Source organism: Cytobacillus oceanisediminis (assembly GCF_003182355.1).
GTDB lineage: Bacteria > Bacillota > Bacilli > Bacillales > Cytobacillaceae > Cytobacillus > Cytobacillus oceanisediminis_A.
This window is the reverse complement of sequence record NZ_QGTW01000001.1, coordinates 759,273-779,836: the sequence shown is the minus strand read 5'-3', so window position 1 is coordinate 779,836 and position 20,564 is coordinate 759,273. Positions and strand designations below refer to the sequence as shown.

The following is a 20,564-nucleotide window of genomic DNA, read 5'->3' as shown; positions in this document are numbered from 1 at the left end:
GACGAAACGATAATAATGTATTAAAAACAAGAAAATTTTTATTGAATCTCGATAAATTATGTATTAAAATCAAATTACTAACAATTTTAAGTGAGGTGCTTTTTATGAAAAAAGTAACAACGTTGTTTTTAAAAATAGCTGTTATTCTTTTGGGGGTCCCAATTCTTGCTTTGTGCATCTTTTTGGTACCTGAGTTAGGGAATATTGCAGCAAAGTTGCTTCCAGAGTTTCCTTATATAAAATATCTCGTTTCCATCGTTTTTTATGCATCGGCTATCCCTTTTTACTTTGCTTTGTATCAGGCTTTCAAACTTTTACGCTATATTGACAAGAATAAAGCTTTCTCCGAATTATCTGTAAAAGCTTTAAAGAAAATCAAATACTGTGCAATCACAATCAGTAGTCTGCATGTGCTAGTCTTGCCGCTTTTCTATCTCTTTGCGGAGATAGACGACGCCCCAGGTGTCATCTTCGTCGGATTGGTTGTACCTTTTGCTTCGATGGTTATCGCAGTCTTTGCGGCTGTTCTCCAAAAACTTTTACAAGAAGCAATTGATATAAAATCAGAAAATGATTTAACGGTCTGAGGTGAAAACAATGGCAATTATAATCAATATTGATGTGATGCTGGCGAAAAGGAAAATGAGCGTAACTGAACTTTCGGAGAGAGTTGGAATAACAATGGCTAACCTTTCTATATTGAAAAATGGAAAGGCAAAAGCAATTAGGCTTACAACTCTAGAGGCAATTTGTAAGGCTTTAGACTGTCAGCCTGGAGATATTTTAGAATACAAAAGTGACGAAGAAACTCAAGAATAATAGACACCAATTTCTCTAAAAATTTTATTCAAGGTATACTTTAGGTTTTGTTTCCAGGAAATTTTGAACATGTCCATAAATACGTTCATAATCTTCCGGAGTCTGTTTATAATTAAGCGGGATAGAAAAGCATTAAGCAAAAAAGCTTACCGATTGGTGAGCTTTTTTATTTTTTTCTTTTTGCACAAATTGCCCATGTAATTGAATGAAATTTTGATTTATAAAACCTGTATAATCGATTAATAACGGTAAAGGAAAAATTCTATGTTACTCTTAATAAACAAAATTGTTTTGGGAAGGAACATTAGATAGGAAGGAGAAACTAAAGCTGTGGTGAATTTAAGCATACTCCCTCTTCAACGTGGCGATAAAATAATAGAGAGAAAAATACGGTACGACTCTGTAGTTGTTGAATATAACTGCATGCTATTAAAAGCACAAAATCAAAGTGCAGTGCTTTTCCATATCATTCAAGAATCCTTTACGATGATAGCAAACCAAACAAAATTAACGATTCCGAAAGGTAGTTATACAATTGCATATTACTGGAAAGATCGTCCATATAATTTATACATCTGGAGAGATCAAAAAGGGGAGTATTTAGGTTCCTATTTTAATATTGTAAAAAACACATATATGACCGATAAGTTAGTATCCTTTGAGGATTTGATTATTGATGTTATGGTTCTTCCTAATGGAGACTACCTTATTTTAGACGAGGATGAGCTACCTGTGTCATTGTCATTGGATCGATTTGAAAATGGGTCTGTCCTGCAAACGCTAAACTTATTAACGGATTCTATTGATATTCTTCTTTCTGAAATTATTTCAGAAACTGAAAATACTTATAAACATGAAGAACTTCTTCCTTGGTTGAACAACAGATAACCTTTATAGAAGTTTGTTTTAATCCTTTAAATTTCCACAAACCGGCGCTATCCTGTAACAAGGATAAGCACTTATTTTCCATTTTAGGGCCATTTAATAGAATAAAATAAGAATCTAAGAAAAAAGTGGATATTTTCATTAACATTAGTATGGAGAGTATGTGGAGGATTGTATTTAAGCTTAGGAGTCAGGTAAGTTTAAAGAAGAAAAACACGGGGGTCAACTAACCCCGTGTTGAATTACTTTTGATTCTCTGACGTTAATTTTAATCCTTTTTGATAATATTGCTCCATCATTTCTTCAGGAACCATGTTCCCGCCAGTCCCCCAAATAATGTGTGTACCCTTACTCATTTTTTCCGTTAAATTATGCTTCAGTAAATAGTTGGTTCCTTCTTTGCATAATTTAATTGGCCCTATCATGCCTGCCAGTGCTGAAGGTTCTAAATGAATCCCCTCTGTATCAACTAGATCCTTTAATAATTTATATAACTGTTCATCACTAACCGTATAACTTCCACTTAGGAACGGTTCTAGAGTTTTGCCTACAAAACCAGATGGTCTTCCTACAGCAAGTCCATCAGCGTCTGTTATATTATCAATACCAATATCCTGTACAGAAATTTTATCATGAAGTCCAGTCATTAAACCAAGTAACATGCATGGAGAGTGGGTAGGTTCGGCAAAGAAGCAGTGAACATGATCCTGATACAATAACTTTAAGCCAAAAGCTATACCGCCAGGACCACCGCCTACTCCACAAGGAAGGTAAACAAACAAAGGATGATTTTCATCAATTATTATATCTAACCCTTCTAATTGCTTTTTCAATCGAGACGCTGCAACAGCGTATCCTAAAAATAAGTCGTATGAATTCTCATCATCCACAAAATGACATGCAGGATCCCCGTCTGCTTGAAGTCTACCTTTCTCTACAGCTATACTATAATCCGCTTCATATTCAATTACATTAACATTTTTGCTTCGAAGCAAGTCTTTTTTCCATTGTTTTGCATCAGCTGACATATGTACAGTCACATTAAAACCTAACTTTGAACTCATGATGCCTATACTAAGCCCTAAATTTCCAGTCGAGCCTACTGCAATTGAATATTGTGAGAAGAAAGTTCGAAACCTATCACTATCTAAAATTGAATAGTCATCTTGAATCGTCAACAATTGATGTTGAATAGCTAATTCTTCTGCATGTTTGAGAATTTCATATATACCGCCTCTTGCTTTTATAGACCCTGATATAGGGAGCTGACTATCGCACTTAAGCAATAATTCACCTAATATAGTTTGTTGATTATCCTGTTCTAAGGATTGTTTCATTGAGGGAATTCTTACTAAAGGAGATTCTATTAATCCATTCATCATTTTTGTTTCTGGGAAAACCTTGGAAATATACGGAGCAAAACGTTTCAGCCTTTCCTCTGCATCCATTACATCATCTTTAGTAAGAGGGGATTTTTTAATTCCTGATTTGAATGTTTTGATATTAGGATTTAACCACAATACTTCCTCGGTCGAAATGAGTTTATTTAATAAAGGATAGCGGTCTACCCACGTTCGAAGGTCTCTGCTTTCAATCTTTTTCATTTAGTTAATCCTCCTAATTGACTTGATTCCAGCAATCAAATTGAAGTAAAATAAAAATTTCATTAAGAAATGTTAAATTAAAATTAACACAAATCATTTTTGTTGTTAAGTTAAATTTAAATTAATTCGATAATGTTAAATATTATTAAAAGTTTATTGTCGAGGTGTGAATAGAAATGGAGAAAATAGATATTGGTAAAAAGGTTGAAAAATATAGAAAAGCTAAAGGCATAAGCATTAGAGAATTAGCAAGGTTAGCTGAAATAACGCCTTCAATGTTGAGTCAAATCGAACGCGGATTAGCAAACCCTTCTATTCAAACTCTTAAAATGTTAGCGAAATCCCTAGACGTTCCTACATTTAGTTTTCTTATTGAAGAAATAAACACGGTTGATTTAGTTGTTAGATCTAGTCACCGAAAGAAAATGATTATCGAAAATTTATCTTATGAGCTAGTTTCTCCTGATTTTACCGGAAACCTGGCAACAGCCATTATGAATTTTCCACCGAACACAGTTTCATCTGAGAAACAGTTGGAGCATAAAGGAGAAGAAGTTGCTTTTGTATTAGAAGGGAAAATTAAAGTGTTTTTAGATGATAAAGAATACATATTGGAACCCGGTGATAGTGTAAAAATACCAGCACAAATAAAGCATAAATGGGAAAATAATTTTAATGAAAATGCCGCCATACTTTTTTCGGTGACTCCACCAGCTTTTTAATTGCGGCCCCTTTTACATAATTGATGTGACACCAATCCTACAAAAATATCACATAAATCTAAATAATGTTATTTAATTCGATGGCAGATCATCTAATTCTCTTTTACTATGTTCTAAAAAGAGATTGGATGGTGTTGGGTTTGGATATTTCAGTAGTTAACATATCATTGTTTAGGCTGGTTAATGACTTAGGAAAAGAACATCCCTTTTTGAATCCCGCATTTAGTTTTATTGCTGAATATATGGTTTTTTTACTTGCACTAAGTGTTCTTATTATTTGGTTTACAAGAAATACGGACAATAGAATTATGATTCTTTCTGCATCGATCGCTTTCATTTGTGCCTTTACGATAGGAAAGGTTTCAGGGGTATTTCACTCGAATTATCAGCCTTTTGTTGAATTGACAGACGTTAATAAACTGATACATAAGAAAAAAGACAATTCTTTTCCAAGTGACCATACCATTTTATTCTTCTCATATTGTATTTCATTCTGGCTCTTTAAGAGAGGCTGGTCTATTTTATGGGTATTGTTAGCTGTTCTCGTGGGAGTCTCCCGTATATGGGTTGGGGTTCATTATCCTTTTGATGTTTTTGCAGGAGTATTAATAAGCCTAGCTGCAGCAACTTTTATATATTTAACATTTCCTAAACTAAGTGTTACTCAAACCATCATAAAAATTTATGAAAAATGTGAAAACATACTTCTTCTTCTGTTCAAAAGAACAAAAGGAAACAAGTCAAAAAACTTTTAGAGTTATTCAACAATCGGGCGCGTTTATAGGAACGCCTCTTTTTCTTGTATGGGGCCAATAATACTTAGAAATAAATAGCTTATAAATACAAGGTTTTCGCAAAATCCACATCTGTTTTTCATAAACTCCGTATCTTTTTAAGAAGGAAAAACGTTATATAAAATGAATGTATTTATTGCAGGCTATTAAAGGGAGCGGGGGAAATGTATGAAGGTTCTAATATTGGGAGGTACTCGTTTTTTAGGTAAAGCGTTGGCAGAAGAAGGATTGAAAAGAGGGCATGACCTCACGTTATTTAATCGGGGGAACAATAAAGAAGCGTTTTCCGAAGTGGAACAGCTCATCGGTGATAGAGACGGTGATGTATCGCAGCTCAAAAACAGGAAATGGGATGCCGTAATAGACACATGTGGATTCGCTCCCCACCAAATTAACAAAATCGCAGCAGTGCTCGGAGATAGTATCGAACATTATTCGTACATTTCAAGCATCTCTGTTTATAAAGATTGGATTCCACTCAATATCGCGGAAGACTATCATTTACAGTCTATGCCGCAGGATAAATTGAAAGACATATTGAAAGACGTTGAGGAAGGGAGGATTTCTCCTTATGAGTATTACGGCGTGTTGAAAGTGCTATGCGAAGCAGAAGCAGAGAAATATTGGCCAGGACGAGTGCTGCATATCAGGGCAGGTCTGCTTGTTGGCCCGTTTGACTATACGGATCGGCTCCCGTACTGGGTTCAACGTATCGCGGAAGGAGGAAACATAGTGGTGCCGGGACGTGCAAACCGTCCAATTCAACTGATCGACGTGAAGGATATAGCAACATGGGTGTTCGATATGGCGGAAAAAAGAGAAGCTGGTACGTTCAATATTACAGGTCCTGATTATGAATTGACGATGGAAGAGCTTTTGAGAAAGTGTAAAGCAGTTACTAATAGCAATGCCAAATTTGTTTGGGCAGATGAACAATTTGTATTAGATCATCAAATACAGCCATGGACGGAAATGCCGTTATGGATCCCTGAACATTTCCCGTTAGAAGGAGAAACTAAACCGTGGAAAATGTCCATCAGCGTAAAAAAGGCCTTAGACGCCGGGCTTTCCTTCACTCCGCTTGAAGAAACAATTCATGATGTATATCAATGGGAGAAAGCGAGACAAGATTCAGTACGAAAAGCAGGGATATCGCGTGAAAAAGAGCAAGAGTTGCTAGGTGCCTGGTTCCAAAAAGAGAAAAAGGAGACATCGTGATGGGGTTATTACCCCAATGTCCATCAAGCCTAGGAAAATTATATCTAAAAAAGGGATACCTTCTAAATTATAATCATCAGCAAACGGGCACTTTTCAAGAACAGCACGAAAAGTGTCTTTTTTAATGAAAGGCTCTGTTAAAGCTTATTGTTGTTTTTTAGCACCCTGTTGATTGGAGCAGAAGGTACAAACTCCTCGAAAATGCATTCGCATTTTCTTCGTGCGGTGTTTATTCGAGGATGCTTATTCAACATCCTGCGGGAGTGCGGATCAATGGGAGACCCAGCAGGAGCAAAGCGACGAGGAGCGTCGGACCGCCCGCGGAAAGGGAGTGCATGCAGCGGAAATCAACAGGCTAATTTAACAGAGCTTAATGGAATAAAAGGATTGAGATGAATTACGAATTTTGAAATCATTATAATTGGCAATCGGGCAAATGTAGTTTGAAGAAAAATTTGATAAACGGTTACAATTGATAAAGATCAGGGGGAACTCTACTATTATGTGACTTTAACTTGTTAAGGTTGCATGATACGGTTCCTTTGTCACGCAACCAGACAGTTGCTTATGCTTGACATGCAACCTTAGAGTTGCATATAATCGACATATGAATTGGGACAAAGACGCTATATTCAAAGCACTTGGCGACTCGACTCGGCGGCTTATATTAGATGAACTTTCCGAACGCAACGAGCTGACGTTGTATGAACTTACTGCACGTCTCGTTATGAAACACAACCTTTCCATTTCGCGACAGGCAATCGCTAAACATCTTAATACATTGGAAGATGCAGGGCTCGTAATATCAAAACGAAAGGGAAAATATCGAGTACTTATGTTTAACAAAGAACCACTTAAAAGTTTGCTGAAAGGATGGGTAGATTAATTTTATAACTAATGATGAATGTATGAGTTTTTCTATTTGCAGCCAGATTGTTAGAAGAGAACCATACATCGCAAATATCAAAGGAGGCCAAAACATGATGAAAATCATTATTACTAGTATATTCGTTCAAGATCAAGACAAAGCATTAGAGTTTTATACAAAAACGCTGGGCTTTGTAAAAAAGCATGACGTTCCCAGCGGAGCATATAGGTGGATAACGCTTGTTTCTTCTGATGAACAAGACGGTACCGAGCTTTTACTCGAACCTAATGACCACCCTGCTGCCAAAGAGTATCAGCAGAAGCTATTTGCTGATGGCATTCCAGTAACAATGTTTGGGGTTGCAGATATTCGCAAAGAGTACAAACGATTAGTAGAAAAAGGCGTAAAGTTTACTATGGAGCCAGCAGAAATGGGCAAAGTCACAATAGCTGTCTTCGACGATACATGCGGAAACCTTATTCAGATGATAGAGCAGAAGTAACGTTATGACGAAAGAACCTAGTTTCTAATCGACACGATTGGCAAGTTTAAGACCTGTGAAGTGTTATTTCAAAAATTAAACAACTTTTTGTTAACCCTGTCCTAATTTTAGGTCGGGGTTATACATGTTTAAGGTATAAAATTAAATAACAATGTTGTCATTTTACAATAGAAATGTAACATTGCGAATTAGACACTTAAACTCTAACGGGTGCTTTCCTTTATTAACGATCTTCAGCAAACAGCTAATAGTAGGTACCTGGTTTTCAAGAATCGGGCGCATTTCTGGAGCAAGAAATGCGCTCTTCTTAATGAATCGGGCCAGATTGTTGAATAACGTAGTGCGCGAAATATGCTAAAATTAGGAAGCGATTGTGAAGAAATGTACTTAAAGTAACGTGGCAGGTTTGTGGAAGAAGAATAATAAATATCTTAACACTTGTGGTAAAATAAGGATATAAACTTGGACGAATATTAAGGGAGGACAAGTAATGACTAAGAAGAAAAGTGAAACGTTTGAATGGGTTAAATCCATTATGGTTGCAGTTGTTTTAGTGTTTATTATTCGCTCTTTTTTCTTTACCCCCATTGTTGTTGACGGTGAATCAATGAACCCCACTCTCCAGAACAAGGACCGTATGGTTGTAACCAAAATCGGGGAACCGAAAAGATTTGATATTGTTGTGTTTCACGCCCCAGACGGCGAGGATTACATCAAACGTGTAATTGGACTTCCAGGCGACAGGGTAGAGTATAAAAATGATGTTTTGTATGTAAATGGCAAAGCATATGATGAACCTTATTTAAAAATTTATAAGGAAAGAATCAGTCAAGGTTCCCTAACAGATTCCTTTACATTAAAGGAAACAGCAGTAGGTAGTGATACCGTTCCTAAAGGTCATCTTTTCGTTTTGGGCGATAACAGAAGGCATAGTAAGGATAGCCGTGATATAGGAGCTATTCCGTTAGAGGAGGTAATTGGAACAACAAAAATTGTTTATTATCCGATAAATGAAATAAAAATTATAAAAAAATGATTTTATCTATTCATAAAGTAAATAGCTTTGTTACTTTTAAGGGTGCACCTATTCAAGAAGGTTAGTGCACCTTTTTTCATCCTGTATATACTAATTGGCTCTTATTTTTGTGATACCCGATCCTATTGCAAATTAGGACAGGATTCCAGTAACAGAGCAAAGTTTGTGAAAAAATGTACTTAAACAAACGGGTGCAATAGTGAAAGAGACGGACTAAAACCCCCTTATTTTGTACTTCGGTGTATAATGCTTTCATTTTTACAAAATATTAAAGAGGTTCCTATTCAATACGTACTATTCGATATTCGAGACACAGAAGCTGCTTGACGGGTAAAGGCGGCTTTTTGTTGGTGATAAATTTTTTAAAGACCTCAACTTGAAAATAACAGCCAATTATTTCAGCTGTTTTCTTTTTTATAAAAACCTTTTAAGGATTTAAACATATCACGCCCCGATGTCTTTGCCGTTTGATGATTGCATTCTTCATTACGCATACTCAAATCCCAGCTACCATCACGGTCTTCATTTAATCTATACACTTTATTGGTCATAACATTTGTATAAAAATCTCCATCCTTCAGTCTCAAATTAAAAAGATACCCAACCTGTTACTTACAGCTAAAAGATACCCTTTACTTATAGAAACGTTGATACTGTGCAGTGTCATAACTATAAGTTTTGGAATGGTTTCTTGTTCAACTTCCTTATTGAACAAACGGGGCAGTTTAGTAAATTTTCTCACATACTATAAGGGGAATCTTTCGTTAGTTCGTGGAATTGTTGGCACTTGTGAGAAAATAAAATGTGTTACCGTTTGTGCATATGGGTTTACCTCTTCTATGAATTGTTCCGCTTTTGTAAAGGTATCAAAGTTCATTTTAAGCATATAACACGCATTACCTGCTATACGATAACAAAATTCTACATTTGGGAGTTTTTGAATGAAGTTTTTAAAATTCTTATAGTCCCCGTTTTTTACGGTTGCCTCTATTATACATTGGATAGGCTGACCTAATTTCTCATAATCAATTTCTAATGTATATTTTTTAATAATACCGAATGATTCCATTTGCCTAACCCGTTCTGTTACAGAAGGAGAAGATAAATTAATTCTCCTTCCAAGCTCACTCATAGATAGGCGGCTATTATTATGCAATTCATCTAATATCATTCTATCAATATCATCGATTTTCATTTTTAAAGGATTTCCCCTTTTTTTGTTCATTATTTAATGATTTAATCAAATTATTCATTATGGATTTAATGTGCTTTAACTATTTTTTATTTTATTATTAAATATAACAAAGGGGGGTTAGAAATGACAAGAATTAAGGAATCAGGTTACGGTGACACGCCATTTCAACGACTATTAGGACATAACGTAGAAATAATGAAAGCATGGTCTCATTTGGGAAGTGTATTAGAAAAAGGAGGGCTACTATCTTCTGAATTAAAAGAGCAGGTAAGGAGAACTTTAGCCCAAGGTAATGGATGCGAGTATTGTAAAGCCAAGGGTAAACCTGACCCTGATAAATTTGATGAAGAGACTTCTATTTCGGTTGCGTTTGCAGAAGTTTATTTAAAGCAAAAAGATGATATTCCAGACTCGGCTTTTAAAGTTTTGCAGGAGCGTTTAACGGCGGAAGAGATTAGTGAACTTTGCGCTTTTATATCTTTTACAACGGCATCACAATACTTTGGAGCAATGATGAAATTAGAACCAGTCAAGGACTAACGATAGAATTGCTACGTTAGATACGAAAGATAGGTTATTCTTTTCACATAGAGATCCTGCAATGGTGAAATGGATCGGTACTCATAAACTTGATATTTAATTGTTAACTTGCTTCTAGCTTTATTCTATGTAATTCAAGTAAATTTCATTTTTAAAAAAACAACCAGTTTTGATAACTGGTTGTTTTAGTTTAGGTGGAACTAACTTTAACCTTTAAAAAAGAGTTACAAATCAGATAACAAGAAAAATATAGGTTTTTTCCGAGATTGTGAAGTATTGTACTTAACCGATATGGCGCTTATGTCAAGATCAGCTGCCGAATCAGGCGCCTTTTTTTCAACTAAAGTAAGTTGAATAACAATTGGATATAAGAAGGGTATCTTATTTTATTTCACGAAATAATTCATATATCCCTTAATGGAGGTCAATATGTGGAGTAAAGAACTCGTAAATACTGAAAGAGGAATATTTGAAGACTTTGTTTGTGGGAATGGAGACCCTCTATGCATTACTCATTTGTACAGTGAGTTCAATGAACGAGGTAATTATTTTGCAAATATGTTCGTTAATTTATTTAAAGTTTACCTAGTTAACTTAAAAGAAGCTGGCAATTCATCAAAAATTCAAAAGCTAGAAGAACTAAGTATGGAAGAAACGATTTTGGATCTGGAAACATTAAGAAAAGCATTGAATATTCCTAAATAGGGATTTGCGGGGCATTCAACAGGTGGTATGTGGGGGCCAAAATAGGCTGCTTTTCATATGACACTAAAGGGGCAGGATTGTTGAATTAGGTAAGGGAAGGTTAGATGAAGATTGGAACAATAGTTACTTTAGTTATAATGCTTGCTATTCACTTCTTACTTAGTAAGCTTTATTTGGAAAAATGATTAAATATCAAAAGCAAAAATAGATTATGGTTATTCTCCAAAAATAGAAAGCAAGTCTTTATTGTTATCGATACTAACATTCTTTTCTTATTTATTGTAAGTACATTGTACCTTCATGATGACTCAAATATTACTTCTATTGAAAGAATAAGCCCAGTGTTAGGGATGTTTTTTCTAATGGGTGTTTTCAATGGCATTGAAGAGTATGTAAATAATAAGAGAGCAAAAGCATACTATCACGAATGGTTAGGTACCCTGATAATTCTAATTGCATTTTTAAACATCTTTGTAATGGAACATTGATAACAATTGGTTCTTCAACTAAGGGGTGCGTTGATCCAGGAAGGTTTAATGTCCTTTTTTGTTGAATTCCTTATTAAACAAACGGGGCAGTTTAGCTCAAGAAGGTTATGGTTTCATTCAACAAGAATATAAATAATATCGAATCGAAACTAATATGGGGTGGATTTAAAATGGATAAAAGAGTTATGTTCGACTTTGAAATCGATTTTACTAATGGCGGTGGAATACAAGGACAGGATTTTCGTCTTGATATTGATGGTGATGACATTACTGATGATGAGTTAGTGAAGTATATCGTAGAGGATATGAGGCTGCTAATGGTCGGGGAAGTTAGGATACTCAACAAAAAAATAATTAATGAGAAACATAAACGGAAATCAGTTGATAAGTAGCTGTAATTATATCCTCTATATGAGAAATCCATCTTAATATGAAAAAGATCAAGCTGCCAAATAGGTGGCTTTTTTTGTTAAACTGATAGGTGCGGATTTATTTGTAGAACTTACTTTTGTAACAAACGGGGCAGGTTTATTAAAGAAGGGTTTCCCAAGAACATACAGAATATGTAATTGAAAATAAAAAGGGAATTATGTGTTTTTATATTGGTTGTGAAATAATTGAAAAAGGATTTACCCGATAAAATACATATAATTGGTTCAGTAGGCAGTGGCAAAACTACATTAGCCAGAAAATTATCGAAGAAATATAACATACAGTATTATGAACTGGATAATGTGGTATGGGAAAGGCATAAATCAGGAGACATAAGAAGAGCTGATGAATATAGGGATAAATATTTAGAGCAAATAGTTAGTATGAAAAGGTGGATTGTCGAAGGTGCTCATAATCATTACAGGGTAGGCAAAAGTTTTAAAAATGCTGACTTAATTATATTTTTGGATACTCCGTATTTTTTACGAGTATTTAGGATCATTAATAGGTACGTGCGACAACTAATAGGCGTAGAATCAGCTAACTATACACCTTTTTTTAAAATGTTTAAGGATATGTTTAGATGGAACAGAGTTTTTGAAAAAGAAAGCAGATCAAAGATTTTAAGGAGACGATTTAATCCTGAATACATAGATTAATATGAAAAATAGTTAAGATTCGGAAAAAGGGAATATCCAATTCCTTTCTTATGTCCCCCTTATCACCAGATCCCCTTTATAAACTTTTCTTGCAGTGGGAAATTCTTTACCGCCAAGTCTGTCTAGTAAACAGGTAATCAAATCCTTGACCATCAATTCAGTCTGATTTTGAATGCTAGAAAGTGCAGGGAAAGTTGTCAGGCAAATTGGGTGGTTGTCAAAACCAATAATGGAAAGTTCTTTTGGAACAGAAACACCATGTTTTTTAGCTGACGAAAGTAATCCTGCTGCTAAAAAGTCACTGCCTGCAAGAATTCCATCATGATTGCAATGACCTGAAAAAATTTCATCTCCCAGTAGTATACCTTCTTCAATCGTAGAGTAACCACTTATCTTTTGCTGAACAGTACAGGATTTATTTAAATCAAGATGAGCTTGTTTAAACCCTTCCCATCTTTGTCGCTGAAGTGGCGTTCTTTCTTCATCCGCACAAAATAATAGGTGGTTGCGTCCTTCCTTCAGCAGGTATTGGGTAGACGAATAAACTGCATCTCTTTCATCAAGTGAAAAGACATCTAAATGTCTTGTTTGAAGTGGTTCGTTGCAAATAAGCACTATCTTATCTCTAACTCTCTGTTTAATCTTCTTCTCACCTAATAAAGTATGGGTGATAATTACCGCGTCCAGCTCATTTTCAGTTAACTTCTCATAAATTTCATATTCCTCATCAATAGAATAAAACGTTTGGAAAATCACTATTTTATATCCAACTTTTCTGCATTTTGCTGCAATCATGCCAACAAGCGGGCTAAAATAGGGGTGATCAAGGACCGGGATAGTCACACCAATAGTCTTTGTTGACTGTGTTCTAAGGTGTACACCTCGTGCATTTCGAACAAAAGACAACTTTTCTATTGCTTCCATTACTCTTGTTCGGCTGTCTTCTGAAACATGAGGATGATTATTGATAACGCGTGATACCGTGGACTTAGAAACGCCACTAAGTCGAGCTATATCTAGAATAGTAGCCATTTATTTTACCTCTAAAAAAGATTTGACCTGGGAACGTTCCCTGCCTGTAACCTAAAAATAACATAGAACAGGGAGGTATTAAACGTGACATTTAAAGTGTACCATTCTAACGGAAATCCTGACTACTTAATGATATTTGATTTTGATGAAACATACTATCCGCATGAGCTACAAGGTTGGCAGTTAAAAGATTTATATGAGCTTGAGGAATATCTTGATAGGATTGTTCATAAGAAAAATATCAGAATTGGTTGGGTAACAGGCAGTAGTTTGGCTGATATCCATAAAAAAATGAGAGCAGCTCGGATGAACTACCTTCCACATTTTATTGCATCAAACCTAGGAACGGAGTTATGGGAGATTAATCCAAAAGGAGAATTTCACCAAAATCAAGAGTGGAGGAAAAGAATAAAAAGGTCAGGATTTAGCCATAGAGTGGTTGAAGATTTTATTAATGATTTAAGACAGTTATATGGGATACAGTTACAAAAACAAACACAATTTGGTCAACAATCGTTTAAAATGAATTATTATTATTTTATAGAAGATAGTGCGAGGGTTAAGTATGATCTAGATATCATAAAACAATTAGCACGCAATAGCGGAATAAACTTCAATATTAACCGTTGTAACCCACTAGCTGGAGATCCGGTAAATGCATTTGATGTAGATTTTATTCCACAAAATACAGGCAAACGTGCAGTAGTGTACTTCGTCATAAAACAGTTTAGCATCTCTGTTGAGAATACATTTGCGTTTGGGGATAGTGGGAATGATATAGAGATGCTTAAAGCTGTAAAGCATGGATATTTATTGCAGAATGCTACAGAAGAAGCAAAACAACTGCATGACACGATAACGGCAGATCCTTATGCCAAAGGTATCCAAAACGTTTGTAGGATTTTCTTTTAAATTTGTTGAACAATGCTCATTAATGGAGGTAGATCCATCACAGGCTGTTATTTAGCCTAAATCTGTAGTTAGAAACTATTATTGCAGAGTGATACTCTTATATTCAGCTTAAAGGAGAAGGCCCATGAGTGAGGAGGACCATGACCCTTCTTTTTAATTCAAAAGAAATTCTACCACTATTTATTAGGGGATTAGGATAAGTTAAATTGGCCTTGATTTTATTAAAGTACAGGATATGATGCATAGCATCCAGCATTCCAGGGAGATAGATTACAGAACCAGACGGCTTTTGCTCTTATGCAACAAATTGGGCAGGTTTGTTGAATAGGGAATTTAGGCTCCTTATAATTCTACATCTAAAGTTGTAGGGGGGTTCAAACTTTTCCTGGAGGTAATTATTTTGTAGGAATGCAAAAATAAATATAAGGAGGTTAGTTAAATGATTAAAGGGATTTATGAAGCTCATTTGCCAGTCGAAAATTTGGACAAATCGATTAAATTTTATCGTAATTTAGAATTAAAGCTAGCTTGGCGTAGTTCGAAAACCGCTTTTTTCTGGATAGTTGAAGGAGAAAGCTGGGTAGGATTATGGGAAGGGAAAGAGTATAAAACGCCTTACCACCCATCTTTAAGGCATCTAGCCTTTACTATATCTTATGAGGATATGAAAAATTCCTTAGAATGGTTAAAAAATAAAGGTATTTCAGCTGTTCCTTTTGGAAGTAGAACTTCAGTAGAACCTTTTGTTAGACCCTATCAAGGAAATGCATCTGTGTATTTTAAAGATCTTGATGGAAATAGTTTAGAGTTGATGTGTTACGTTGAAGTACCTGAACATTTAAAAGAAAATAATGAAAAATTATCTTTAGAAGGGTGGGAAGAACTCCTCAAGAAGAAATAAAAATATCATCTTTACTTCTTCCACAAACGGACGAATTTCTGGAGTGAAAAATGCGCTCTTCTTAATGAATAGGGCCAGATTGTGGAGTGGAATAAGGTAAAATTACTTTTTGTATTGAATATCTAAGGTAATGAGCTCAATAAAGAGGTGACTTTTGTGCTTTTTCATTATCATTTTTGGACCCCATATGTAGAAGAAACAGAAAAATTTTATGTGAAAAATGGCTTCCGGATATCACAACGTATCGGAAAATCCCAAGGAGATTTTCTAAATTTTGATCCTCCCTTAAAGTGGGATGATTTCCGAGAGAAAAATATTCTTTTTCGTATTATCGAGGCAAGGAAAGGAACCGTAAATATTACTTTTGGATACGGAAAAAGGGTTATATTCGACCATATTGGCTTTTTGGTATCAGATCATGAAACAGATACTATATGTGAAAATGCAGATAAATTGAATTGGAAAGTTGATAAAGGTGAACGAAGAACTTTTATTACAACACCTTATGATTTTAGAATAGAACTTCAAACAAACAAAGACATAGTAGATTCGATTACTGATGACATAAAAATACAAGAATTAAGATTAGAAACAAAGATACAAGGGTTAGAAAATGACCTTGATCTTTTATTCGGAAAGCCTGTTAAAACAATTAAACAGGTAATTGGTGATACAGTTACAATCAGGGAAATTATTATAAAGGACTTCTCACTCAAACAGCTAGAGGATCCTAATGGTGTAAGAATTTTGACTTGAATTTTCCATAAGGGACTGTCAATCAACGGCTGCTTATTCTTGTTCTGCTAACGGTGGGGTTTTGTGGAACAAGGAAGAAGTAGAAAATGGTAAAATTATAAAGAGCTTTCAATATCACCATTGGGGGAATGTGTTGTGAAGTCCATAAAGGTTTATCATTATGATGCGTTTAGTAAAGAACCTAATAAGGGAAATCCTGCGGGAGTAGTATTGGTCGGAGATGAATTAACAGATACACAAATGCAAGAAATTGCTTTCAAAGTAGGATTTAACGAAACTGCTTTTCCAGTTAAATCTGAAGTGGCAGACCTAAGAATACGTTTTTTTACACCAGGTCACGAAATGAATTTGTGTGGTCATGCCACAATGGCAACTATTTATGCATTAAAAACAAAAGGGGTATTAGGTGAAAAAACAGATTTAACAATTGAAACAAGGGCAGGGATTCTACCTATAACTATAAATTCAACAACTAAAAATGAAGTATTTATAACGATGAACCAGGGATTACCAAAATTTGAAGAGTTCAAAGGTTCAAAAAAAGATTTAGCTAATTCGATTGGATTAGAAGAAAACGACATCAATGATAATTTACCACTTCTATATGGAAGCACAGGTACTTGGACATTATTAATCCCAATAAAAAACTTAGAATCTTTTAATAAAATGAAACCAAATAATAAAGTTTTCCCTTCGATATTAAAGGAAATGCCTAAATCATCTGTTCATCCATTTTGCACAGAAACTTATGACTTAGATGCTGACATGCATGCTCGACACTTCTCTTCTCCGTATTCAGGTACTATAGAGGACGCAGTAACGGGTACTGCTTCAGGAGTTATGGGCGCTTATTTTGCTACATACATAAATACTAATTTTAAAGACTCATTAAACCTTGTAGTTGAGCAAGGGCATGAAATCGAAAAAGACGGTCGGGTTGGAGTAAAGATCTCTAAGAATGGCGAATCTTATGGTGTTGAAATCACTGGAAATGCAGTTTTTGTGAAAGATTTCGATATTATGTTAGAAAATTAAAGGTTTGTGAAGTAATGCACTTAAAGAAAAGGGTGCTAGAGTTGAAGATCATGTGAGGATCGGCGGCTCCTGTTTCTTCTTTAACTTGAATAAGGCTATATAAAAAAGGTGGTGCACTATTTGAATCGGTGGAAATATGATAATGAATCTAAAAAAACTTAGAGGTCTTAGAAGAAGGAAAAAGACTTTAATCAACTCCCTATTTGAAAGAGCAATTGCCAGTACCTAGTGAGTGTTGGATTAGGGTATTGGCATTTACATTTGCCATTTTCTCAGGCATATATCGATTCTATTAAAGCTCCGAATAAATTAAGACGAGATATAATTCAAACATTGATAAATAGGGTTAGCCATTTGAAAAATTTAAAGTCACCGTTACAGGATGAATATAGAATTTACACGGTAATTAGTCTACCTAACTTATTTGATTCCCAGATCGCAGTCTTACCCGATAGAAGTTGGTTTGATGGATATTTTGAAAGGGATAGCAAAGAACAAAAGTGGCAACCTTTGAACAAGCAAAGAAATCTTATTAAAGAGTGGAAACTTATTTTACCTCCTGTTTTAGAAGTGAAAGGGTGTAAGGCAATAATCTCCGATGAAGATTATTGCTATGAAGGAGAAAAATGGTTCATAGGTGAGTTAAACTGAAAATTTGCCTTTTGCATAAACAGGGCAGGTTAGTGGAAAAACAAATGAGAACCATCCTCAAGATTTTGAATTTTGCTATAATCCCCACTAAGTACCTTATTTATTAATAAATAGGAGTGTAATATGGAAAATAACGTTTTTGAGCAGATGGCAAAAAGATATGATACGGAAGAAAGAATAGAATTAGCTAACGTTATAGTTAAGCAAGTAAGACCAGAATTACGAAATAGTAAATCAAAATCTTTGTTGGATTATGGGAGTGGTACCGGTCTAATTAGTTTAGAATTGTCAGATTTAGTAGATTCTATTTTATTGGTAGATTCATCAAAACAAATGTTGGAGGTTGCGAAAGCTAAAATTTCTCATAAAGGAATTACTAACTCAAAAGTGCTTTATTCAGATTTTACTCAAGAAACACCTGAACTTAAGGCAGACATAATTTTAATGTCATTAGTCCTTCTTCATATTCCAGATACTAAAAAGATTTTACAAGAGTTGTTTAACATTTTAAATAATGGTGGCAAGCTAATTGTTATTGATTTTGACAAAAACGATAAAATAAATCATCCTAAAGTTCATAACGGCTTTTCGCATGAAGAACTGAAAAAAAGATTATCCGAAGTTGGATTTAAATCAATTGAAATTAAGACATTCTATCATGGAAATCGTATTTTTATGAATCAAGAAGCCTCAATGTTTATATCCAGTAGTATAAAGTGATTATGAAGAATAATTACTTTTTCAACTACCAGGAAAATTAACTTCAAAAGGCAATACTGAAGAAGACGCAGCTCATTTGTTTTTTTATAGGGGAGAGCGCCACATTAGGATCTATGGTAATTAGATGAACTGGATTAGGATGCTTTAAGGCTCTTCCAACGTTACTGTGTATCCTAAGCTTTCGAGTCGTCTAAGAGAATGCCTGACAATCGATTGTTGTCTCTGTTTATCAAAGTAGTCTTCGCCCAAGTCTACATACATTTCTTTACGAGTTAAGAGATAATAAGAGATACGTAACATAGCGTGAGCGACGACAATACCAGCGCGTTTCTTGCCTTTTCGTAAGGCTGTAAGCCTATACAGTGCTCCGAGATAGTTTTTGGATCCCCTTACCGAATGAGCTGCCTCAGTCAAAGCTGACCTTAAATACTTGTTTCCTTTTTTAGTTTTAGCCGATTTCCTTTTTCCTGCACTTTCATTCTGTGCTTCCAGTAAATTCACGATGGGTTTCCAATAAACGCTCGTGCTTTCCATGGCTACATGTGTACAGTTATGTTGCTTAACCCAGTCAATCAACTTCTATAAAAATACAGTTTTAGTAGAAAAAGTTTGAACCTCCTTTCCTTCAGGTGTGATAATACAGGCTGTAATGTTGTCCTTATGGACATCCATACCACAAGCTCTTTCAATGACTACATCCATTGAAAACATCCTTTCTACGGCAATCATTAAAGTAGAGGCTGGTGCAACAACCAGAATAGGATTAATCTACCATGTGTGCTTCCCGTAATGGAGCAACAGTCAGTGGTGCACCGTGGTCGGTGGAGTCAGACTAACGGATGGGCTCTAACACACCATAGTTCAGCGACCTTCCTTTCCCAGCCGCAGAATCAGTATTGACGGTTCGAAACCATTTTCATTCTCTGTGGTGAAACACTGATTTTTGTGCTTCATGGATGGCTAACGGGTGCGTTGATTCTGATAAGGATTAACGGCTCTTTTTGTTGAATTCCTTTTTAAACAAATGGGTTAGTTGAATAAGATACCAAATAGCTTATATCAGGGAGGTTCAATAAAAACGAAAATTAAGTTCCTGGATTTATTGGAGAGACTTTATTAAAAGTTCGTAATGGAAGGGGGGCAGCCGGGAAGAGCCCCGGCAACTTATAGTTTAGATACTTGTTTTTGACAATGCCAGTTGATCTTCAGGGAGGGCTTTGGTAGTTCCATCACTGTTCAGTACATTGCGCCATGTATATTTTGGTTCGTAGCCAAGGATACTCTTGGCTTTATCATGGGACATGAGTGTTTCATTTTCTTCTATATCCTTGTTCAGTTTTACGTTCGGGAAATATTTTTCCACGAGATATTGGCTTGGTTTTGGCATGATTGTATCCGCAGCAGTAATGTGGAAAATATCGTTTCCTAAATTATCTTTGTGGATAGCAAGCAGGCACGCTTGAGCGGCATCCCTAACATCACAATATGCCCAGGCATTCTTCTTTTGAAGATCCCACTGCTTTTCATCATTCCAGTGCATGATTGGCAATTTTTCATATTCATCCGGCTCGTAAATATTTGCAAATCGAAGAGCAACGATTTGAGTTTTATTACCAGAAAGATCATAAAACATCTGTGAAAGGTTTTCAGTCAACCGTTTTACCATTGCATAGGATGACTTAACCCGTGTTGGATGCTTTTCATCCACAGGAAGGTAGCTAATCTCTTCTGGTAAAAAAGGATAACCTAATACCGTTTCGCTTGATGCCCAAACAAGTTTTTGAATCTGATGGTCCTTACATGCCTCAAGGATATTAAAGTTAACAAGCATATTGTTTTCGAATAATGCTTGAGATGTATTCCTGACATCGGTGGGAATATTCCCAAGGTGTACGACTGCGTAAGCCCCTTTTAAAAGTTGGGACACTTGGCCAAAATCCTTTAATTCAACCTGGAGGAATTTCGGAGAGGCAGATTCTTCCCTTAATTTCCTGTCGGTAGCGATTACTTCATATCCTGCTTCCATAAAAGCCCGTACTGTCCACCTGCCAATTTTTCCGGCTGCTCCTGTTATTATTACTCTCCTCAAT

Annotated in this window: 24 protein-coding genes and 1 pseudogene; 20 read left to right on the top strand and 5 right to left on the bottom strand. The window is 35.4% G+C overall.

Annotated elements, in window-relative coordinates; translation table 11 throughout:
* Positions 1-104: 104 nt before the first annotated feature.
* The 3 genes from DFO73_RS03730 to DFO73_RS03720 all read left to right on the top strand — a co-directional run bounded on the left by DFO73_RS03730 (position 105) and on the right by DFO73_RS03720 (position 1,707).
* The gene (locus tag DFO73_RS03730) at positions 105-587 is read left to right on the top strand and encodes a DUF2975 domain-containing protein (RefSeq protein ID WP_110063404.1); all 483 of its coding nucleotides are present in this window, start codon (positions 105-107) and stop codon (positions 585-587) included.
* A gap of 10 nt (positions 588-597) precedes the next feature.
* Positions 598-819: a helix-turn-helix domain-containing protein gene (locus DFO73_RS03725; protein ID WP_110063403.1), complete on the top strand. Its 222-nt coding sequence runs from the start codon at positions 598-600 to the stop codon at positions 817-819.
* A 423-nt stretch (positions 820-1,242) separates the two neighbouring features.
* Entirely contained in the window at positions 1,243-1,707 is a 465-nt protein-coding gene (locus tag DFO73_RS03720) for a DUF402 domain-containing protein (RefSeq protein ID WP_110063555.1), read from the top strand.
* Between the two features lie 239 nt (positions 1,708-1,946).
* Here DFO73_RS03720 and DFO73_RS03715 read toward each other — a convergent pair whose 3' ends face one another.
* Positions 1,947-3,308, bottom strand: coding sequence for a D-serine ammonia-lyase (locus tag DFO73_RS03715; protein ID WP_110063402.1), 1,362 nt, complete (start codon positions 3,306-3,308; stop codon positions 1,947-1,949).
* A gap of 176 nt (positions 3,309-3,484) precedes the next feature.
* Between DFO73_RS03715 and DFO73_RS03710 the strand changes: the two genes are divergently transcribed.
* The 6 genes from DFO73_RS03710 to lepB all read left to right on the top strand — a co-directional run bounded on the left by DFO73_RS03710 (position 3,485) and on the right by lepB (position 8,448).
* Positions 3,485-4,030, top strand: coding sequence for a helix-turn-helix domain-containing protein (locus tag DFO73_RS03710; RefSeq protein WP_110063401.1), 546 nt, complete (start codon positions 3,485-3,487; stop codon positions 4,028-4,030).
* 128 nt (positions 4,031-4,158) lie between these two features.
* Entirely contained in the window at positions 4,159-4,785 is a 627-nt protein-coding gene (locus tag DFO73_RS03705) for an undecaprenyl-diphosphatase (RefSeq protein WP_110063400.1), read from the top strand.
* 207 nt (positions 4,786-4,992) lie between these two features.
* Positions 4,993-6,042, top strand: coding sequence for an SDR family oxidoreductase (locus tag DFO73_RS03700; RefSeq protein ID WP_110063399.1), 1,050 nt, complete (start codon positions 4,993-4,995; stop codon positions 6,040-6,042).
* A 607-nt stretch (positions 6,043-6,649) separates the two neighbouring features.
* Positions 6,650-6,928, top strand: a complete 279-nt coding sequence (locus tag DFO73_RS03695; RefSeq protein ID WP_110063398.1) for an ArsR/SmtB family transcription factor — start codon at positions 6,650-6,652, stop codon at positions 6,926-6,928.
* Positions 6,929-7,025: 97 nt separating this feature from the next.
* Positions 7,026-7,412 (top strand): VOC family protein, encoded by a 387-nt coding sequence (locus DFO73_RS03690; RefSeq protein ID WP_110063554.1) that lies wholly within the window; start codon positions 7,026-7,028, stop codon positions 7,410-7,412.
* Positions 7,413-7,902: 490 nt separating this feature from the next.
* Entirely contained in the window at positions 7,903-8,448 is a 546-nt protein-coding gene (gene lepB, locus DFO73_RS03685; RefSeq protein WP_110063397.1) for a signal peptidase I, read from the top strand.
* 745 nt (positions 8,449-9,193) lie between these two features.
* Here the strand turns inward: lepB and DFO73_RS03675 are convergent.
* A complete protein-coding gene (locus DFO73_RS03675; RefSeq protein WP_110063395.1) occupies positions 9,194-9,643 on the bottom strand; it encodes an Lrp/AsnC family transcriptional regulator in 450 nt (149 codons plus the stop codon).
* Positions 9,644-9,766: 123 nt separating this feature from the next.
* Between DFO73_RS03675 and DFO73_RS03670 the strand changes: the two genes are divergently transcribed.
* The 5 genes from DFO73_RS03670 to DFO73_RS03645 all read left to right on the top strand — a co-directional run bounded on the left by DFO73_RS03670 (position 9,767) and on the right by DFO73_RS03645 (position 12,467).
* On the top strand, positions 9,767-10,183 hold the full coding sequence (locus tag DFO73_RS03670) for a carboxymuconolactone decarboxylase family protein (protein WP_110063394.1): 417 nt from the start codon (positions 9,767-9,769) through the stop codon (positions 10,181-10,183).
* A gap of 429 nt (positions 10,184-10,612) precedes the next feature.
* On the top strand, positions 10,613-10,888 hold the full coding sequence (locus DFO73_RS03660; RefSeq protein ID WP_110063393.1) for a hypothetical protein: 276 nt from the start codon (positions 10,613-10,615) through the stop codon (positions 10,886-10,888).
* A 191-nt stretch (positions 10,889-11,079) separates the two neighbouring features.
* Positions 11,080-11,376, top strand: a complete 297-nt coding sequence (locus DFO73_RS29750) for a DUF4181 domain-containing protein (protein ID WP_110063392.1) — start codon at positions 11,080-11,082, stop codon at positions 11,374-11,376.
* Positions 11,377-11,546: 170 nt separating this feature from the next.
* On the top strand, positions 11,547-11,768 hold the full coding sequence (locus tag DFO73_RS03650; protein WP_110063391.1) for a cyclase: 222 nt from the start codon (positions 11,547-11,549) through the stop codon (positions 11,766-11,768).
* Positions 11,769-11,993: 225 nt separating this feature from the next.
* Positions 11,994-12,467 (top strand): AAA family ATPase, encoded by a 474-nt coding sequence (locus tag DFO73_RS03645; protein ID WP_181395904.1) that lies wholly within the window; start codon positions 11,994-11,996, stop codon positions 12,465-12,467.
* Between the two features lie 48 nt (positions 12,468-12,515).
* Here DFO73_RS03645 and DFO73_RS03640 read toward each other — a convergent pair whose 3' ends face one another.
* Entirely contained in the window at positions 12,516-13,499 is a 984-nt protein-coding gene (locus DFO73_RS03640; protein ID WP_110063390.1) for a LacI family DNA-binding transcriptional regulator, read from the bottom strand.
* Positions 13,500-13,583: 84 nt separating this feature from the next.
* Here DFO73_RS03640 and DFO73_RS03635 point away from each other — a divergent pair, with 84 nt between their 5' ends.
* From DFO73_RS03635 to DFO73_RS03610, 6 genes are all read left to right on the top strand, one after another.
* Entirely contained in the window at positions 13,584-14,411 is an 828-nt protein-coding gene (locus DFO73_RS03635) for an HAD-IIB family hydrolase (protein WP_110063389.1), read from the top strand.
* A gap of 439 nt (positions 14,412-14,850) precedes the next feature.
* Positions 14,851-15,312, top strand: coding sequence for a VOC family protein (locus DFO73_RS03630; RefSeq protein WP_110063388.1), 462 nt, complete (start codon positions 14,851-14,853; stop codon positions 15,310-15,312).
* A 156-nt stretch (positions 15,313-15,468) separates the two neighbouring features.
* Positions 15,469-16,068, top strand: coding sequence for a hypothetical protein (locus tag DFO73_RS03625; protein WP_110063387.1), 600 nt, complete (start codon positions 15,469-15,471; stop codon positions 16,066-16,068).
* A 135-nt stretch (positions 16,069-16,203) separates the two neighbouring features.
* Positions 16,204-17,103 (top strand): PhzF family phenazine biosynthesis isomerase, encoded by a 900-nt coding sequence (locus DFO73_RS03620; protein ID WP_110063386.1) that lies wholly within the window; start codon positions 16,204-16,206, stop codon positions 17,101-17,103.
* A gap of 228 nt (positions 17,104-17,331) precedes the next feature.
* A complete protein-coding gene (locus DFO73_RS03615) occupies positions 17,332-17,754 on the top strand; it encodes a DUF3916 domain-containing protein (RefSeq protein ID WP_110063385.1) in 423 nt (140 codons plus the stop codon).
* A gap of 123 nt (positions 17,755-17,877) precedes the next feature.
* The gene (locus tag DFO73_RS03610) at positions 17,878-18,474 is read left to right on the top strand and encodes a class I SAM-dependent methyltransferase (protein ID WP_110063384.1); all 597 of its coding nucleotides are present in this window, start codon (positions 17,878-17,880) and stop codon (positions 18,472-18,474) included.
* Positions 18,475-18,618: 144 nt separating this feature from the next.
* Here DFO73_RS03610 and DFO73_RS03605 read toward each other — a convergent pair.
* Both DFO73_RS03605 and DFO73_RS03600 read right to left on the bottom strand, forming a co-directional pair.
* A pseudogene (locus DFO73_RS03605) lies at positions 18,619-19,176 on the bottom strand (IS110 family transposase).
* 469 nt (positions 19,177-19,645) lie between these two features.
* Positions 19,646-20,563 carry an NAD-dependent epimerase/dehydratase family protein gene (locus DFO73_RS03600; protein ID WP_258309202.1) on the bottom strand — a complete coding sequence of 306 codons (918 nt, stop codon included), beginning with the start codon at positions 20,561-20,563 and terminating at the stop codon, positions 19,646-19,648.
* Between the last annotated feature and the right edge of the window lies 1 nt (position 20,564).

Bases quoted from the DNA above. Each gene is read 5' to 3' on its own strand.
- DFO73_RS03675 (WP_110063395.1), bottom strand. From the start codon at position 9,643: ATGAAAATCGATGATATTGATAGAATGATATTAGATGAATTGCATAAT.
- DFO73_RS03710 (WP_110063401.1), top strand. From the start codon at position 3,485: ATGGAGAAAATAGATATTGGTAAAAAGGTTGAAAAATATAGAAAAGCT.
- DFO73_RS03695 (WP_110063398.1), top strand. From the start codon at position 6,650: ATGAATTGGGACAAAGACGCTATATTCAAAGCACTTGGCGACTCGACT.
- DFO73_RS03700 (WP_110063399.1), top strand. From the start codon at position 4,993: ATGAAGGTTCTAATATTGGGAGGTACTCGTTTTTTAGGTAAAGCGTTG.
- DFO73_RS03650 (WP_110063391.1), top strand. From the start codon at position 11,547: ATGGATAAAAGAGTTATGTTCGACTTTGAAATCGATTTTACTAATGGC.
- DFO73_RS03720 (WP_110063555.1), top strand. From the start codon at position 1,243: ATGCTATTAAAAGCACAAAATCAAAGTGCAGTGCTTTTCCATATCATT.
- DFO73_RS03610 (WP_110063384.1), top strand. From the start codon at position 17,878: ATGGAAAATAACGTTTTTGAGCAGATGGCAAAAAGATATGATACGGAA.
- DFO73_RS03630 (WP_110063388.1), top strand. From the start codon at position 14,851: ATGATTAAAGGGATTTATGAAGCTCATTTGCCAGTCGAAAATTTGGAC.
- DFO73_RS03725 (WP_110063403.1), top strand. From the start codon at position 598: ATGGCAATTATAATCAATATTGATGTGATGCTGGCGAAAAGGAAAATG.
- DFO73_RS03690 (WP_110063554.1), top strand. From the start codon at position 7,026: ATGAAAATCATTATTACTAGTATATTCGTTCAAGATCAAGACAAAGCA.
- DFO73_RS03715 (WP_110063402.1), bottom strand. From the start codon at position 3,308: ATGAAAAAGATTGAAAGCAGAGACCTTCGAACGTGGGTAGACCGCTAT.
- DFO73_RS03705 (WP_110063400.1), top strand. From the start codon at position 4,159: ATGGTGTTGGGTTTGGATATTTCAGTAGTTAACATATCATTGTTTAGG.
- lepB (WP_110063397.1), top strand. From the start codon at position 7,903: ATGACTAAGAAGAAAAGTGAAACGTTTGAATGGGTTAAATCCATTATG.
- DFO73_RS03730 (WP_110063404.1), top strand. From the start codon at position 105: ATGAAAAAAGTAACAACGTTGTTTTTAAAAATAGCTGTTATTCTTTTG.
- DFO73_RS03670 (WP_110063394.1), top strand. From the start codon at position 9,767: ATGACAAGAATTAAGGAATCAGGTTACGGTGACACGCCATTTCAACGA.
- DFO73_RS03660 (WP_110063393.1), top strand. From the start codon at position 10,613: ATGTGGAGTAAAGAACTCGTAAATACTGAAAGAGGAATATTTGAAGAC.
- DFO73_RS03640 (WP_110063390.1), bottom strand. From the start codon at position 13,499: ATGGCTACTATTCTAGATATAGCTCGACTTAGTGGCGTTTCTAAGTCC.